General features: G+C 58.8%; 12 protein-coding genes and 1 tRNA gene. 11 read left to right on the plus strand and 2 right to left on the minus strand.

From position 1 onward, the window contains the following. Positions 1 to 15 precede the first annotated feature (15 nt). A complete protein-coding gene (locus AC0V6O_RS10980; RefSeq protein ID WP_486143969.1) occupies positions 16 to 777 on the plus strand; it encodes a hypothetical protein in 762 nt (253 codons plus the stop codon). Positions 778 to 818: 41 nt separating this feature from the next. Here AC0V6O_RS10980 and uvrC read toward each other — a convergent pair whose 3' ends face one another. Beyond that, positions 819 to 2,762 carry an excinuclease ABC subunit UvrC gene (uvrC, locus tag AC0V6O_RS10985; protein WP_486143971.1) on the minus strand — a complete coding sequence of 648 codons (1,944 nt, stop codon included), beginning with the start codon at positions 2,760 to 2,762 and terminating at the stop codon, positions 819 to 821. A gap of 79 nt (positions 2,763 to 2,841) precedes the next feature. Between uvrC and AC0V6O_RS10990 the strand changes: the two genes are divergently transcribed. The 3 genes from AC0V6O_RS10990 (at position 2,842) to AC0V6O_RS11000 (ending at position 6,613) form a co-directional block, all read left to right on the plus strand. Continuing rightward, complete coding sequence (locus AC0V6O_RS10990) at positions 2,842 to 4,050, plus strand: BaiN/RdsA family NAD(P)/FAD-dependent oxidoreductase (RefSeq protein ID WP_486143973.1); 1,209 nt, start codon at positions 2,842 to 2,844, stop codon at positions 4,048 to 4,050. A gap of 194 nt (positions 4,051 to 4,244) precedes the next feature. After that, complete coding sequence (locus AC0V6O_RS10995) at positions 4,245 to 5,801, plus strand: WS/DGAT/MGAT family O-acyltransferase (RefSeq protein ID WP_486143975.1); 1,557 nt, start codon at positions 4,245 to 4,247, stop codon at positions 5,799 to 5,801. Beyond that, positions 5,801 to 6,613 (plus strand): esterase/lipase family protein, encoded by an 813-nt coding sequence (locus AC0V6O_RS11000; protein WP_486143977.1) that lies wholly within the window; start codon positions 5,801 to 5,803, stop codon positions 6,611 to 6,613. The genes AC0V6O_RS10995 and AC0V6O_RS11000 overlap by 1 nt, the downstream gene beginning before the upstream one ends. Here AC0V6O_RS11000 and AC0V6O_RS11005 read toward each other — a convergent pair. Further along, on the minus strand, positions 6,610 to 9,468 hold the full coding sequence (locus AC0V6O_RS11005; RefSeq protein WP_486143979.1) for a porin family protein: 2,859 nt from the start codon (positions 9,466 to 9,468) through the stop codon (positions 6,610 to 6,612). The genes AC0V6O_RS11000 and AC0V6O_RS11005 overlap by 4 nt on opposite strands. 188 nt (positions 9,469 to 9,656) lie before the next feature. Between AC0V6O_RS11005 and infA the strand changes: the two genes are divergently transcribed. The 7 genes from infA to AC0V6O_RS11040 all read left to right on the plus strand — a co-directional run bounded on the left by infA (position 9,657) and on the right by AC0V6O_RS11040 (position 15,896). After that, a complete protein-coding gene (gene infA, locus AC0V6O_RS11010) occupies positions 9,657 to 9,914 on the plus strand; it encodes a translation initiation factor IF-1 (protein ID WP_067600927.1) in 258 nt (85 codons plus the stop codon). Between the two features lie 19 nt (positions 9,915 to 9,933). Continuing rightward, positions 9,934 to 10,512 carry a Maf family protein gene (locus AC0V6O_RS11015; protein ID WP_486143982.1) on the plus strand — a complete coding sequence of 193 codons (579 nt, stop codon included), beginning with the start codon at positions 9,934 to 9,936 and terminating at the stop codon, positions 10,510 to 10,512. Further along, the gene (locus tag AC0V6O_RS11020) at positions 10,505 to 11,467 is read left to right on the plus strand and encodes a ribonuclease E/G (protein ID WP_486143984.1); all 963 of its coding nucleotides are present in this window, start codon (positions 10,505 to 10,507) and stop codon (positions 11,465 to 11,467) included. Before AC0V6O_RS11015 ends, AC0V6O_RS11020 begins: the two co-directional genes overlap by 8 nt. Positions 11,468 to 11,582: 115 nt before the next feature. Beyond that, on the plus strand, positions 11,583 to 11,765 hold the full coding sequence (locus AC0V6O_RS11025) for a DNA gyrase inhibitor YacG (protein ID WP_486143986.1): 183 nt from the start codon (positions 11,583 to 11,585) through the stop codon (positions 11,763 to 11,765). Between the two features lie 125 nt (positions 11,766 to 11,890). Continuing rightward, positions 11,891 to 11,965: transfer RNA gene (locus AC0V6O_RS11030), tRNA-Phe, on the plus strand. A 44-nt stretch (positions 11,966 to 12,009) separates the two neighbouring features. Continuing rightward, positions 12,010 to 12,813, plus strand: a complete 804-nt coding sequence (gene purC / locus AC0V6O_RS11035; protein ID WP_472639321.1) for a phosphoribosylaminoimidazolesuccinocarboxamide synthase — start codon at positions 12,010 to 12,012, stop codon at positions 12,811 to 12,813. A 182-nt stretch (positions 12,814 to 12,995) separates the two neighbouring features. Further along, a complete protein-coding gene (locus tag AC0V6O_RS11040; RefSeq protein ID WP_486143989.1) occupies positions 12,996 to 15,896 on the plus strand; it encodes a M16 family metallopeptidase in 2,901 nt (966 codons plus the stop codon). Positions 15,897 to 16,004 lie beyond the last annotated feature (108 nt).

The raw sequence follows: 16,004 nt of genomic DNA on the forward strand, positions 1-16,004 counted from the left end.
AAGAATTAGAAGCGAATGAAAAAAATCGAAGCAAAAGACTTTTCTTTGGACAGACTTGTTGATCTCTACAGGCTTATCAGAGGCCTTCCCCACCATAGGATTGCTCTCGCATGCGTTTTAGCTGGGATAATAGTAGTAATTGGGCCGGTATGGGAGCCATATGTACGTGCTATCGCATCAAGACATCTAGAGTTTGACGTCGACGCCCCTACCGATCCGCTCATCGGCTTAGCACTGGTTTCTGTCGGCGTAGCTTATCATCTTGCAATGTCTTACCTTGAAAGAGAAGTTAAATCCGGAGAGGCTCAGACCGAGGTTCAAAAGTCAGAACGAAACCGCCTGCACGATAAGTCCACCTTTGAAAAACTGTTCGAGAAATTCCCAGAAACTCGAATCTTAGACGTACTGCATTTCATAGATTGCAATCACGGTGTTTCAAGGAATCAGATTAGCGTCGTCGATGATTTCCACTTCAGCCTAGTCGAGACCAAAAATGATTTCTTAAATGCTAACGTTTCTCAAACTGTAGTTGAACTCAAGCAGGCGCTTAGAGACTTCCAATCGTTCTTTGGACAGAGATTCTTCATACATGGCCCCACTGGCGATGACCCATTTTTTGCGATGCAGCCCAACTGGAATATTGATCGTGGAGGCGATTACGATCCAGACACCTCGCGAAAGTACGCAGATCTTAGTGATGAATTGGGAGAAAAGATTGATGCTGCCAAAACTGCGTTGAGGGGCTTCATAATGACAGCAAAACGAGAATTGCTGTAACTACCGCTAGGCACTGGTTTGCCCACCACGCGAGGCCCCCCTCAACCCCCAGCATGGTAGAAATCATAGATCGTCTGCGCCACCGCATCGCTGACGCCGGGTGCGCGCTGGAGGTCTTGCAGCGAAGCCGCCCTCACCTTGCTGGCCGTGCCAAAATGTAGCAGCAGCGCGCGCTTTCGCGCTGGCCCAATGCCGGGGATTTCATCCAGCGGAGAGGCTGTGATCGCCTTTGACCGCTTCGCCCGATGCGCGCCGATGGCATAGCGGTGAACCTCGTCCCGTAGGTTTTGCAAATGATACAGCACCGGCGAATTGGTCGGCAGCATCTTCTCGCGCCCGTCGGGGAAGTGGAACACCTCGCGCCCTTCGCGGCCGTGATGCGGCCCCTTGGCAATCGCGATCACCGCCAGGTCTTCAATGCCAAGCTCGCCCAGCACCTCCTGCACACTCGACATCTGTCCCTTACCGCCATCAAGCAGGACGAGGTCAGGCCACACGCCTTCGCGCTCCCGATCCGGATCGTCCTTCATTGCGCGGGTGAAGCGTCGCTCCATCACCTCACGCATCATCGCATAGTCATCATTGGTCTGCGCAGACTTGATGTTAAACTTGCGATATTGCGACTTTTCAAAGCCTTCCGGCCCGGCAACCACCATTGCGCCGACAGCCTTCGCGCCTTGAATATGACTGTTGTCGTAAATTTCCACCCGCTTGGGCGGAGCGTCCAGTTCCAGGAATTCGGCCATTTCGCGATTGGTCTTGGCGCGCGTGCCGGTCTCCGCTAGCCGCCGCTCCAGCGCCTCCACTGCATTGCGGCTAGCCTGCTCCATCAGCTTGCGCCGGTCGCCGCGCTGCGGGACGGAGAGTGCAACCCTCTTGTCCGCCACTTCAGACAACGCCGCTTCGATCAGCTCGCTTTCCGGCAGCTCCCGGTCGACCAGGATCATCGGCGGCGGCGGCACTTCCTCATAGAATTGCAGGATGACGTTGGAGAGGATCTGGTCCTCCTCCACGCCCTTGGTATGGGTCGGGAAGAATGCGCGGTGCCCCCAATTCTGCCCGCCGCGAATGAAGAAGGCCTGGATGCCGACCTGCCCGCCCTTGGCATGCAGCGCGAAGACATCCGCATCGCCCACGCCGCTGGCGTTGATCGCCTGTGACCCTTGAATGAAGGTCGCCGCGCGCAATCGGTCGCGCAGGATCGCGGCAGTCTCAAAATCGAGCTCTTCGGCGGCCTTCGCCATTTGCTTTTCCAGGTCTTGCTGAACCTGCCCAGATTTACCCGCTAGGAAGTTCTTCGCCTGATCAACCAGTCTGTCATAATCCGGTTCGCTGATCCGCCCAACGCACGGCGCAGAGCACCGCTTGATCTGGTACAGCAAGCATGGCCGATCACGGTTCTTGAAAAAGCTGTCGGTGCAAGACCGCAGCAAGAACAGCTTTTGCAGCGCATTGAGCGTCGTGTTCACACTGCCCGCGCTGGCGAACGGCCCGTAATAATTGCCCTTCGCCTTGCGCGCGCCGCGATGCTTGTGAATGCGCGGAAACTCATGATCGCTGCGCAGCAGGATAAAGGGAAAGCTCTTATCATCGCGCAGCAGCACGTTGAACGGCGGGCGAAACCGTTTGATTAGCTGCGCCTCGAGCAGCAGCGCCTCAGCCTCTGAATTGGTGGTGATAATCTCCATCGCGCGGCACTGGCTGACCATGCGTTGCAGGCGGCCGGAGAGGCCGTTGACCTGAGTGTAGTTCGCCACCCGCGCCTTTAGGCTGCGCGCTTTGCCTACATACAGCACATCACCGCGCGTATCGAGCATACGGTATACGCCGGGCACCGGCTTCAGCGTCTTCACCGTCTCGCGGATCGCCGTGATGCCAGCCTCCAGATTCGGTTGCGCACTCGCAACCGTATAGGCCGCCCGTTCCTCGTTAAAGCGGTCCGCCCCATGGGGATTGTCAGAGGTGCCAGCAGGTGTCCGGGCCATGCCCATCAGATAGGGACCGTGCGCCGTGCTTGGCAATGTGTGATTGGCATTGCGTGCACACCCGCCTATCGATGCGGCCATGCAAAAATATGATGTGATCGTTCTGGGCGCGGGCGCCGCTGGGCTGATGTGCGCGGCAGAGGCTGGCAAGCGCGGCAAGCGTGTGGCTGTGCTGGAAAAGGCGAATGCGCCGGGCAAGAAGATCCTGATTAGCGGCGGCGGGCGCTGCAATTTTACCAATTCATGCACGACAGCGGCGAATTACCTCTCCGCCAATCCGCATTTCGCGAAATCCGCGCTCAGCCGCTACTCGCCGCAGGACTTCATCGATCTGGTGAACAGCTATGGCATTGCCTGGCACGAGAAGACGCTGGGGCAATTGTTCTGCGATGGCTCCGCCAAGCAGATCGTCGAAATGCTGCTCGATGAATGCGGCAAGGCAGCGGCGCACGGCGGACAGGTTGATGTCCTGTGCGATGCGCATGTTAGCGATGTGGTGGAAGATGGCGGCGAATTCGCAGTCAAGGCGAACGGTCAGGCGATGCGCGCAAAGTCGCTGGTTGTCGCGACCGGCGGGCCATCGATCCCGAAAATGGGGGCGACGGATTACGCTTATGAGCTGGCGCGACAATTTGGCTTAAAAGTGGTGGAGCCGCGCCCTGCCCTCGTCCCGCTGACACTCGGCGGCGAAGACGTGTTGTTCCGCGAATTGTCGGGTGTTTCAGCGCCAGTGACCGCGCGCACTGGCGTCAAGAAGTCGAAGGTTGAATTCGAAGAAGCCGCGCTGTTCACCCACCGCGGCCTGTCCGGCCCGGCGATCCTGCAAATCTCATCCTATTGGAAGCATGGCGAGGAAATCGGGATCGAATTCCTGCCAGAGATAGCGGAGAATTGGCTGGTCGATCTGAAGGCCAAGAACCCGCGCGCAACCATCCGTAGCGCCCTGCGCGAGCACTTACCCGCGCGTCTAGCCGATGCTTTGGCTGAGCGACTTAAGATTGAGCGCGAATTTGGCAATGTACCCGACAAGGCACTGCAAGAGGCTCAGCGCAAACTCGCCGATTGGCGCTTTACCCCCAATGGCACCGAAGGTTTCGCCAAGGCGGAGGTGACGATTGGCGGCGTCGCCACCGGTGATCTATCCTCCAAGACGCTGGAGGCAAAAAACGTGCCCGGATTGTATTTCATCGGCGAGGCGGTGGACGTCACCGGCTGGCTCGGTGGGTACAATTTCCAATGGGCCTGGGCCAGCGGGGTTGCTGCGGCAGAAGCAATCGCAGAGTTATAATATTACAAAACCACCTTACCTAGGGGCAAGACCTACCGCGCGCGTTAGCTTGTCTCACATCGGAAATGTCTATAGCGCTTGTTCCCAGAGCCTAAAAATGGGTCGAAGCCGCCCGGTTTTGGGTTGGCTGTCCTCAAGCAGCGAAGCGATGGGACAAATAGAAGCGGGAGAACACCTTGCGCCAATTGCAAGGCATGGATTCATCGTTCGTGGCGCTGGAATCGCCGAACTCACCGATGCACATCGGCAGCGTGTTGATCTACAATCCGGCAACCGCGCCGGGCGGGTTCGTCCGCTTTAAAGATATCCTTGGTTTCATCGAAGGCCGGATGCAGCTCTCCAAAACCATGCGCCAGCGGCTCGTGCGCGTGCCGTTTGACCTCGATTATCCTTACTGGATCGAGGATCCCGATTTCGATCTGGAATATCATGTGCGCCACGTCGCCCTGCCCAAGCCCGGCGATTGGCGCCAACTGTGCATTCAGGCGGCGCGGATTCACGCTCGTCCGCTCGACCTCAATCGCCCGTCATGGGAATTCACCGTGGTCGAGGGGCTAGATAATGTTCGCGGCTATCCGCCCGGCTGCTTCGCCTTTGTGACGAAGGTGCATCACGCCGCGATTGACGGGATGAGCGGAATCGATCTGATGGAGGCGCTCCATACGATGACGCCTGATGTCGAGCCGCTGAAAAAGCCCGATACGTGGAAACCGGAAAAGGTGCCAGGCCCGGCTGAGCTACTCGGCAAATCCTATATCAATGCGCTGCTCAACCCGCTGAAACAGGCGCAGGTCGCCGCGCAGTCGCTTCCCGGCGTGGCCAGCGCGATTAAGGGACTGATCGCCCGCGACTTCAAGCTCAGCACCGACATAGTGCCCCCGCGAACGCGCTTTAACCGCTCAATATCGCCACACCGCGTCGTTGAAGGTTGCGCATTCCCTCTCGACAAATTTAAGTCGATCCGCTCGCTGGTGCCCGATGCGAAAGTCAATGATGTGGCGATCGCGGTAATCGGCGGCGCGCTCCACAAATATCTCACATCCAAAGGCGACCTGCCCAAATCGACGATGACGGCGATGGCGCCGATCTCTGTCCGCTCCAAAGATGAAAAGGGCGACATGGGCAATCAGGTGGCAGCCATGGTTGCCCCGCTGGGCACGCACATCGCCGACCCGAAGGAACGGCTGGAATATGTCTATGGCCAGACCAGCAATTCCAAGGCCATGACGAACGCGCTGGGCGCGCGTACCATGACCGAGGTGAGCAAGGTCAATCCGGCGCTTTACATGGCGCTGGGCGCGCAATTGTTCAGCCGGGTCAGCATCGCGCATAAGCTCGCCATGCCGTTCAACACGGTGGTGACCAATGTGCCGGGGCCGCCGGTGCATATCTACTCATCAGGCGCGCGGATGGAGAGCATGGCGCTCTCCCTCATTTGCCTGACAGACGGATTGGGCCTGGCCCATGTCGTGCAAAGCTATGTCGATGAAGCCTATATCAGCTTCACCGCATGCCGCGACATCATGCCGGATCCAGAGTTTTACTCGCAGTGCCTGCAAGACAGCTATGACGAACTGCTGGCGGCGGCATCTGCGGCCAGCAAACCGGCACCAAAGAAGAAGGCGACGAAACGAGCGCCAGCAAAGAAGGCGCCTGCCAAAAAGACGGCGGCGAAACGAGCGCCAGCCAAGAAAACGGCAACAAAAACAAAACGCAAAACACCACAAAAACGGGTTGGGAAGAAAACATAATGGCGAGCATCGCACCAAATTCAGCCATGGAGGCTGATCGATTTCTTGAGGAAACGAAGGCGAAGCCCCCACACCGCTTCTGGACGCTGACCGAAGGCCGCGCCTTCTTTGAGCTTGGCGCGTTTTACGCCTCGCGTCCGATGCTGTCACAGTTACCCAAAGGCGATGGTCATGCTGTCATGGTCCTGCCCGGGTTCATGGCGACCAACAGCTCAACCGTACCGATGCGCCGCCTGCTGAGAGATTTGGGTTATGATGCGCATGGCTGGGATGCGGGCCGCAATGTCCGCGTCAATGAAGAGCTGCTGCAAGTAATCGAAGCGCAGTTGAGTGAGCTGTATGAAAACACCGGCCGCAAGGTTTCCCTGATCGGCTGGAGCCTTGGCGGTGTACTCGCGCGTGAGCTTGCGAAGCTGCATCCGAAAAAGGTGCGCCTGGTGATCAGCCTGGGCAGCCCGATCTCTGATGATCGAGGCCACACCAGCGCGGCGCGCCTGTTCAAGTTCTTCAACGGAGATGAGCCCGAGCAATTGCGGGACGGCCAGTTCCAGGGGTTGGACGTCGCCCCGCCTGTGCCGACGACTTCAATCCTGACCAAGACCGACGGTGTGGTCCACTGGCGCGGCTCTGTGCAGAAGAAGGGCGAATACCCGAGCGAAAATATCGAGGTCTACGCCAGCCATCTAGGGCTGGGCGTGAACCCATCGGTAATGATAGCCATAGCTGACCGGCTGGCTCAGAAGGAGGGCACTTGGAAGCCCTTCAAACCGAGCGCGATGCGTCGCTGGATGTTTCCCAAGCTCGACGTTTAGAACACTTTCCTAAGGTCGATCCCAAGGAACCTGCCTGTGGGGTCGATTAGCTGCGGCTGGAAATTAATCGGTGTATTGCCGTCGCCGTCGGTGACCCTGCGGCGCGCATCAAAGATATTGTCTGCGCGCAGGGCGATGCGGAAGCCTTTAAGAAAGCCCTTATCCTTGCCAAGCATCCGGCCAAGATCGCCGAACACCCGCAAATCGACGGTCGCAAGATCATCGAAGAACAGGTCTGGTGATCCGAGCAGAGCCGAGCCATCAATCCGCGCGCTGCCGGTGTAGCGGCCCGAAATGCGCATCCCCATACCATTGCGAAAAATGCCCGCCTCCAGCCGGGTCGCATTGCGCGCCTGGCCAAAGGAGCCGGTGGCATCGCCGTCTAGCAGATCAAGCGGTTCCAACCCCGGTGCGATCAGGATCTCATTCGCCAGCTCAAGCGTGTGAGTGAGGTTCACAAAATAGCGCCCGCGCCCATCACGGCCAAAGCCGCTGGCGAGCGGATTGCCGGGAGGTCGGCCACCCTGCCCCGCGCCTGCTTGTTCACCGCCGCCACCGCGCCCACGCATCATCGCCGGGTCCATGCTGCAAAAGCGCGTGCGGAACTGAGTAATCCGCTCTGGTGTGATCTCGCCATTTTCATCGCGAGCGCGGGACAGCATCCGGCCAAAACGCTCTGGATTGAAGCTGGGTAAAATGCCCGAAGTATCCTCGCCAGCCTCCACCGCCGCGACCAGGCGGGTCAGCACATCCAAGCCGTCATCGGCGCAGATCCGAGTTCGGAACGCCATGAATTGCTGGCGCTGCTCAGCAGTCGGTGGGCCGCCCGCGCGCGCGCCTCTGCGTCCTGCACCATCGGGCCTTCCGCCACCTGGAGGCACACCCGCTCCTGGAGGTCCGCCGCGACCGCCTCGACCAGCGCCCGGACGGGCACCGCCCCAACTGCCTCGAGTCGATAACGAGAATTGCAGCCGCTCTGCACGGGTCTCAGCAAAGGTTACCGCGCGGCGATCCAGCGCCACCAGAGTGCCGCCTGCATCGCGCGTGACGCGGTCAGCAAATGCGTTCTCAATCTCCTCGGTCAGCACCGGAAAATTGCTTGTCACATCATCGGAGCGATTGCGGATGTATTCCACGCCCAGCCGTGTGCCGCGCCAAAATGGCAGCGACCAATTGGCCGCAAAGCGCCAGTCGCGCTGCGTCTCAGCCAGCAGATCGGGATTGCCACCCGTGGTAACACTCGCCAGCACGGTCTCACCGTTCACAAAGTCGAATACGGGCGTGTTGAGCGTGATTATCTCAGGATTGCCCAGATTGCCCAGCGACGGGGCAACCTCGCGCTCAATATAGGTGGCTGTGAGGTCGAGCCTGCTGGTCGGTGCCCACGTGATGCCCGCGGTCCAATCGGTCAAAGTGCCGAAGTCTGACAGGTAATCCGCACCAATTTGAGCATTGAGGGTAAAGCTTCCGAGATCATCAGCGAAGCCTGTTCGGGTGCTGGTGAGCGGGATGACGAGATTGATTCCGCCCTCCAGATCACTACGCGTCAGGCGGCTATCCACTAGCGAACGAGTGTCACTGCTTTCAATGCGGTTCCAGCTGTATCCGGCGTCGAAGGTCGCGAGCAATTCGCCGCCGGGCAAATCGGCCAACGGACCGCGCGCGGTCACTTTCGATGTCGCGGCCCAATTGCGTGACCTGGCCGTTTCAAAGCCCGCCTCTGCCGAGGTCGGCAAGGCTCGATCGAGCGCCAGCGTACCTGCCAAAGCAGCGTCCTGAAGCGCCTGTGTGTCAAAGCGCTGGTCGATCTCCGTCTCGTTATCAGTGCGGCTGCCATCGAATGTCGCGGTCAGGCGGAATGCGCCGAGCGGGCGGGTCAAGGAGCCAGAGGCCGAATAGGTATCAGTCGAGTTTCGCTGTTCCAGCGGATCATCTTCACCAAAGGTTCGCAGCAAGCTGCCTCCGGCCCCATCATCCAGATCTACAATGTTGAGACCAAACAGGCTGCGGTTCTGATTGCGGGTGTAGTTGATATTGGCGCTGAGCGACGTGCCGCTCCCCACGATGGCTTTGGCCCAGCTGAGGCTGCCCTCCAGTTGCAGACTGTCTGCTATCAAAGAGCGAAATTCGGCCTGATCAGGATCGCTCGCCAGCTCTGAGATAGAGCCCGGCGTTTGGATAATATCGCGCTCACTTTCTGTAAGTAGCGACAGATCGCGCGCTTCAAAATTGGCATTGAACCGCCCGCCATCGGCAATCTTCAGATAGCCAAACTCTTGCTCCAGAGCGATATATCCGCCGCTAGAAGGCCCTTCAAATTCCAGCTCAATCTCGCGGCTAGAGTAGTTCTCTTTCAGGATCAGATTGATGACCCGGCGATCTGGAGAAAAGCCAAATCGCTGCGCCACTTCCTCTGGGAATACCTCGACCTTTTCCAGCGCCTCTGGCGGATAGGATCGCAACTCGCGGAAGCTGCCGATACGGATCCCATTCACCAGGATGATCGGACGCCCGCCCCCACCGCGCCCGCGCGCGGAACCAGTCTGATTGCTAACCTGCGTCACCAGATCGGCGATTGAGGTCACACCTTCGCTAGCGATGTCCTCCGTGTTCAGTTCCAACAGTGGGGCTTGTTCGACATCCAATTGACCGCGCAGCCTCCGCCCTTGGACCAGGATTTCACCACCAGCGGGCGTGCCACTGGTCGTGCCAAGCTCAATATCGGACTGTTCGCTCTCAGGAACATCACGCTGCTGTTGAGCCAATGCGGGAGAGGCCGCCAAACTGGCCAATCCGGCGAGGCTAGCCCCGGACGAAAGGAATTGGGAGAATTTCACAAGGACCTCTTCAGGCATAAGGCGCCATTGAACAAGCACCTGAATTGTATCGATTTGCATCACAATGTGTCGCGTAAAAGACGCACACAGCGCGCATCCTCTTGCCGCACCTAACGCACGAGACTTCCATTTTGTTCTCGGCGGGGTTAAAGCGCGCGCCTGAATGAGTGATTTTACTCAGAAAAGCTGTTTGCATAAGGATATACATGGCCAAAGAAGAACTCCTCGAAATGCGCGGGAAGGTCGTCGAACTGCTTCCCAATGCGATGTTCCGGGTCGAGCTTGAAAACGGTCACGAAGTGCTGGGCCACACCGCTGGCAAAATGCGCAAGAACCGTATCCGCGTGCTGGTGGGCGATGAAGTGTTGTGCGAGCTTACGCCGTATGACCTCACCAAGGCCCGCATCACCTATCGCTTTATGCCAGGACGCGGCGGCCCCGGCCAAGGCCCCGGCCCAGCATAACGCCTAGCGGGTCCCTCGCATGAGCGCGCCCAAACTCATTTTAGCTTCGGCCAGTCCGCGCAGGCGCGATCTGCTCGCGCGTCTCGGTATTGCGCCCGATGATGTGGCCCCGGCTGACATCGATGAAACACCGCATAAAGGCGAGCTTCCGCGCGACTATGCCGCGCGCATGGCCCTTGAAAAGGCACAGGCAGTCAGCGCCGATGGCGATGCTCACATTCTCGCTGGCGACACCGTGGTGGCCGTTGGTCGCCGCATCCTGCCCAAGACCGAAACCGAAGACGAAGCGCGTTCCTGCCTCAAGCTGATGAGCGGGCGGCGGCATGTCGTCCTTTCCGCGATTGCCCTGCGCTCGCCCGATGGCAACATCCGCACGCGGTTAAGCGAGAATGTTGTGCGTTTCAAAGTCCTGTCTGAAGAGGAAATCGCCAGCTATCTGGCCGGCGGCGAATGGCGCGGCAAAGCAGGCGGATACGCGATCCAAGGCGCAGCCGAGGGGCTGATCCAATGGATCAAGGGCAGCCATTCCAGCGTGATGGGCCTGCCGCTTTATGAGACACGGGCGCTGCTGAAATCGGCAGGGTTTGCCATTGGCTGAGTGGCTTGTCGAAGAAGGTATTGGCGAGACCCGCGCGCTCTTGGTCGAGAACGATCAAACTCTTGCGGCTAAGCTGTTTTGGCTGAGCAAAGACTGCGCACGCACGGTTTTGATGGCCAAAATTGTCTCTCGCAAGGCCGGATCCTCGCGCGCCTTGTGCGTCAGCCCGCGCGGGGTTGAAATCAACGCAGACGGCCTTCCGCGCGATGTAAGCGAGGGCAGCGAGGTCCGCTTGATCATAACCCGCGAGGCGATGGCGGAACGAGGCCGCCTGAAACGGGCTCAGGCGCGATATTTCGCCGATGACAATCCGCATATCCCGCCACCTTCCGTGTTTGCCACGGGCAAGCATGTGCGCTGTTTCCCCTCAGGCCTTTGGGACGAGGTCTGGGATACGGCCAGTTCTGGCCAAATCGATTTTGCGGGCGGCTCGCTGATCATCAGTGTTACGCCTGCTATGACCCTGATCGACATTGACGGTGAAGGCAGCCCTCTGGAGCTGTCATTGGCCGCTGTTCCTGCCATCGCGCAGGCGCTGCGCTGGTTCGATCTGGCAGGGAATATCGGGATCGATTTCCCGACCATTCAGGACAAAGCAGGCCGTAAGGCAGTGGATGCAGCCTTGGAAGAAGCACTCGACGATTGGCCCCATGAGCGTACGGCGATGAATGGCTTTGGCTTTGTGCAGATCGTTGCGCGGCTCGAAGGGCCATCGCTGCTCCACCGATTTTCGACCTCGCGGGTCGGGGCATGTGCTCGGATGGCCTTGCGCAAGGCGGAAAATGCTGAGGGATCGGGCGCTATATTGCTGCTTACCGTCCACCCGGCGCTCAAATCAAAGCTCAAGGAAGAATGGTTGGTGGAACTCGCAAGGCGCACAGGCAAGGAAGTGCGGATTGAGACCGGTCCCAAGCTTGCACTTGAAGCCCCGCACGCCCAAATTATAAGCGCTTAACACTGGCATCAATCGGCCACCGTGTGGCCGCAAGCCCGACCGGGCGTCCGCAGCAGTGCGGGCTTGCCCGCAAACTGCGAGGATATCGCACACCGGATGGTGTGCGGAAAACTAAATGACCAAAACCAAAGCTTGCCCCATTTGTAAGAATACCCGCGCTGAGGACTTCTCTCCGTTTTGCTCTCAGCGCTGCAAGGATCTCGACCTCGCTAAGTGGTTTGGCGATGGCTACGCCCTGCCCAGCCGCCCCGCGTCCCCAGAAGAGATTGCGCGCGAAGATTGGGAACAACACAGCTAAGCCCAAAAGAACCTGTGCCTGACGCTATTTCCCTCTTGCCAAACATCGCCGCCCGCGCCATAGGCCCGCTCTCATTTGCTCGCCGGGCAAAGCGTATTGAACGCAAACCCGCCGCCGCAGCGAATGCCCGGGTAGCTCAGGGGTAGAGCAGCGGATTGAAAATCCGCGTGTCGGTGGTTCAAATCCGCCCCCGGGCACCATTCGCTTAAGCAGCGGTTTATCCCCGCGAGCCAGGAGGCCCAGCATGACCCGTCGCCGCCAAATCTATGAAGGCAAGGCCAAGATCCTTTATGAGGGTCCAGAACCGGGCACAATTATCCAATATTTCAAGGATGATGCGACCGCATTCAATGCGGAGAAAAAGGGCAGCATCAACGGCAAAGGCGTGATCAACAATCGCATCAGCGAGCATGTTTTCACCCGCCTTGCCCATATCGGCATTCCAACGCATTTCATCCGCCGCCTGAACATGCGCGAGCAATTGGTGCGTCAGGTCGAAATCATCCCAATCGAAGTTGTGGTGCGCAATGTCGCCGCCGGTTCGATTTGCAAGCGTTTGGGCCTGGAAGAAGGCGAACCACTGCCGCACACCTTGATCGAGTATTATTACAAGGATGATGCGCTGGGCGATCCGCTGATCTCAGAGGAGCACATTGCGTGCTTCAACTGGGCCAGCATCGAAGAGATGCACGACATGTCGTCCATGGCGATCCGTGTGAATGATTTCCTATGCGGGATGTTCGCGGGGATCGACATTCGCCTGGTCGATTTCAAACTGGAATTTGGCCGCCTGTTCGATGGTGATTTCAGCCGCGTCATTCTGGCCGATGAAGTCAGCCCGGATGGCTGCCGCCTTTGGGACATGAAGACCGGTGAGAAGCTGGATAAGGACCGCTTCCGCCGCGATCTGGGCGGCGAAGAGGACGCTTACCGCGAGGTTGCCCGGCGTCTGGGTCTGTTGCAGGACGAAGACAATGGCCCTGGCGAAGTTCTGGACCTGTCGAGCCATCGCAACCGGCTGCGCGGCAAAACCTCACCAAAGAAGTAAGCGTTCGGCTTTCCGCGCGCCAATCCGGGCATGCGATTTCCTCGCGGTTTACGGGCAAGCCCGAACCGGTGCGGGCGGGCACTAGGCCTTTGCGGCGCCTGCGGCGCCGATTAAAATGCCACGTTCAGTTTCAATGCGCTAAGAAGCCATCATTAAATGATTACAGGGCACACCTTCAGCATATGAATCTCACCTCACGCGCGCTCATCGCAGGAGCGCTGCTTGCGCTTCCCAACCTTGTTCTGGTTCAAGCGCTTGCTGCGCAAGACACTGCATCGCAAGCAGAAATAACAGCTGACACAGCTGAGGCCCAAGACACTCATTGGGCGTTCGAAACCAGCGACGTTCCCGTCGACCCTGGATTTGTATTCGGCGTGCTGGACAACGGCATGCGCTATATCATCCGACAAAACTCCACGCCCGAAGGCACCGCTTTGGTGCGGATGCAGATCGGCTCTGGCTCGCTCGACGAGACTGACAGCGAGCGCGGCCTTGCGCACTTCATTGAGCATATGGCCTTCAACGGATCTACCAATATTCCCGAAGGCGAGATGATCAAATTGCTGGAGCGCAAGGGCCTAGCCTTTGGCGCGGACACCAATGCCTCGACCGGGTTTGAGACCACCACCTACATGCTCAACCTGCCCAAGAACGAGGAAGACCTGCTCGACACAGCATTGATGCTGATGCGCGAAACCGCGAGCGAGTTGACCATTGCGCAGGATGCCGTGGACCGCGAGCGCGGTGTTATCTTGGCGGAACGGCGCGACCGGCGCGGCTTCCAGCAAAAGGCAACAGAAGATCAGTTGGCGTTCTTTGCTCCCGGCGCGCGATTTGTGGACCGCTTACCGATTGGGACGCTCGATGTGCTTGAGAATGCCAGCGCGGATGATCTGCGCGCCTTTTATGAGCGCACTTATGTGCCCGCCAACACCGTCGTCGTGATCGTAGGCGATTTTCCCGCGGCAATGATGGAGGCCAAGGTGCGCGAGGTGTTCGCCAATTGGCAAGGCGGGCCAGCCCCGACCGAACCCGTCACCGGTCCGGTCGCAATTGAACGACCATCAGAAGTCGACATCTACACCGACCCCGCTCTGTCAGAGAGCGTGACCCTGACCAATTTTTCTGAGTGGGAAGATCGGCCTGATAACGCCGAAAACCGCGATATCGCTCTGCTACGGAGCATCGGCTACCAGATTATCGGGCGCCGATTGTCCCGCCTCGCGCGCGGTGAAAATGCGCCGTTTCGCGGTGCGGGGTTCAACAGCAGCGATTTGTTTGAAGACGCGCGCTCTACCAGCCTTTCCATCAGCAGCGCCGATGGGGAATGGCGCAAAGGCATGATTGCGGCCTTGCGCGAAGTGCGTCAGGCTATTGAATTTGGCTTCACCCAGGCCGAGATTAATGAACAGATCGCAAATATACGCACCGCACTGGAGAATGGCGTGGCATCCGCTGATACGCGCGGCAATGGTGCCTTCGCCAGCGCTGCCTTGCGACTGGTAGGCTCTGAACGCATTCCCACCGATCCCCAATACCGGCTGGAGCGGTTTGAAGCGCTTTTGCCGCATATAACGCAAGAGCGAGTGGGCGTTGCACTGTTCCTAGACACGCTCGGCTTTAAGGATCTGCTGATCCGGTTCCAAGGGCGCAGCGCGCCTGAGGGCGGCGAAGAGGCCCTTCGCGCAGCCCTTGCCGAAGGTATGGCGGCACCAATTGCCGCGCCCGAAGACGCTGGCGAGCTCAGCTTTGCCTACAGTGATTTTGGCGCCCCAGGAGAGATCGTCTCCGACACAGTCGATGATCGGTTCGATTTCCGCCTGGTCCAGTTTGCCAATGGCGTGCGGCTGAACCTGAAAACAACCGATATTCGCAAGGATCGGGTGAGTTACCGCGTCAGCCTGGATGGCGGCACCTTGCTCGACACGGCAGACGATCCGCTGCGCACCGCAATGGTCAGCGTGCTGGCAACCGGCGGCCTTGGCCAGCACAGCCAAGACGAATTGCAAAGCGTGCTCGCCGGACGAAGCGTCGGCTTCAACATCGGATCAAGCGTGGACGCATTCCGCATGTCGGGCAGCACCACGCCGCGCGATCTGCAATTACAGATGCAATTGCTCGCCGCTGCGCTGACCGATCCGGGTTACCGACGCGAAGGCGAAGAGCGCTATGCCAAGAATATCGAGAATTACTTTGCCAATCTGGATGCGACACCGGGGCGTTCGCTGAGCAATCGGCTGGGCGGAATTTTGTCTGATGGCGATCCGCGTTTCAGCCTGCAGCCGCAAGAGGCGTTTCTCTCACGCAGTTTCGCGCAGTTGAAAGCGGATATTGGCGACCGCCTGGAAAGCGGCGCGATTGAGATTGCGCTGGTGGGCGATTTTGATCCGGACGCAGCAATCGCAGCGGTGGCCAGCACCCTGGGCGCTTTGCCGCCGCGTGAGGCTGAATTCCAGTCACGCGCTGAAGCTCGTAAGCGCAGCTTCACGCAAATACGTGGTCTGCATACGCTTACTCATACTGGTGAAACCGACCAAGCGCTGGTCCGTATGGTCTGGCCGACAACCGATGACAGCGACCTGTCCGAGGCGCTGCGGCTGTCTCTTCTGAGCCGCGTGGTGCGCATCCAATTGCAGGAACGGCTGCGCGAAGAATTGGGCAAGGCCTATTCCCCGTCTGCTGGCAGTTCAACCAGTCGCATTTACGAAGGTTATGGCACTTTCAGTGTGACGGCGTCGGTCGATTTTGCTGAGCTGGAGCCAACCCGCGCGGCGATCCGCACCATGCTAAGCGAACTCGCCGCAGCACCACTGGAGTTGGATTTCATCGACCGTGCGCGTCAGCCGATGCTGGAAGGCTATGACAATGCACTGAAATCGCTCGGCGGTTGGATGGGGCTGGCGGACAACGCGCAAAGTCAGTCTGGCCGCTTACAACGTTTCCTCGATGCGCCCGATGCTCTGAAAGCCATCACACCGGCTGATATTCAGGCAGCGGCTGCAAAGTACCTCAGGTCTGATGAGGCGGTCGAGGTGCTGGTCGTACATGAGGACGCCGAACTACCCGGTAGAATCGCGCCGTAACGGTGCCTTCAACCTGCCAACAAAGGCACTCACGATAGTGGGCAAGCCGCCCTGCAATGATTGCACCTGCATGCGGCTGCGCTATAGGCTGCGGTCACATCGCCCATC

Source organism: Erythrobacter sp. JB2-19, assembly GCF_057365005.1.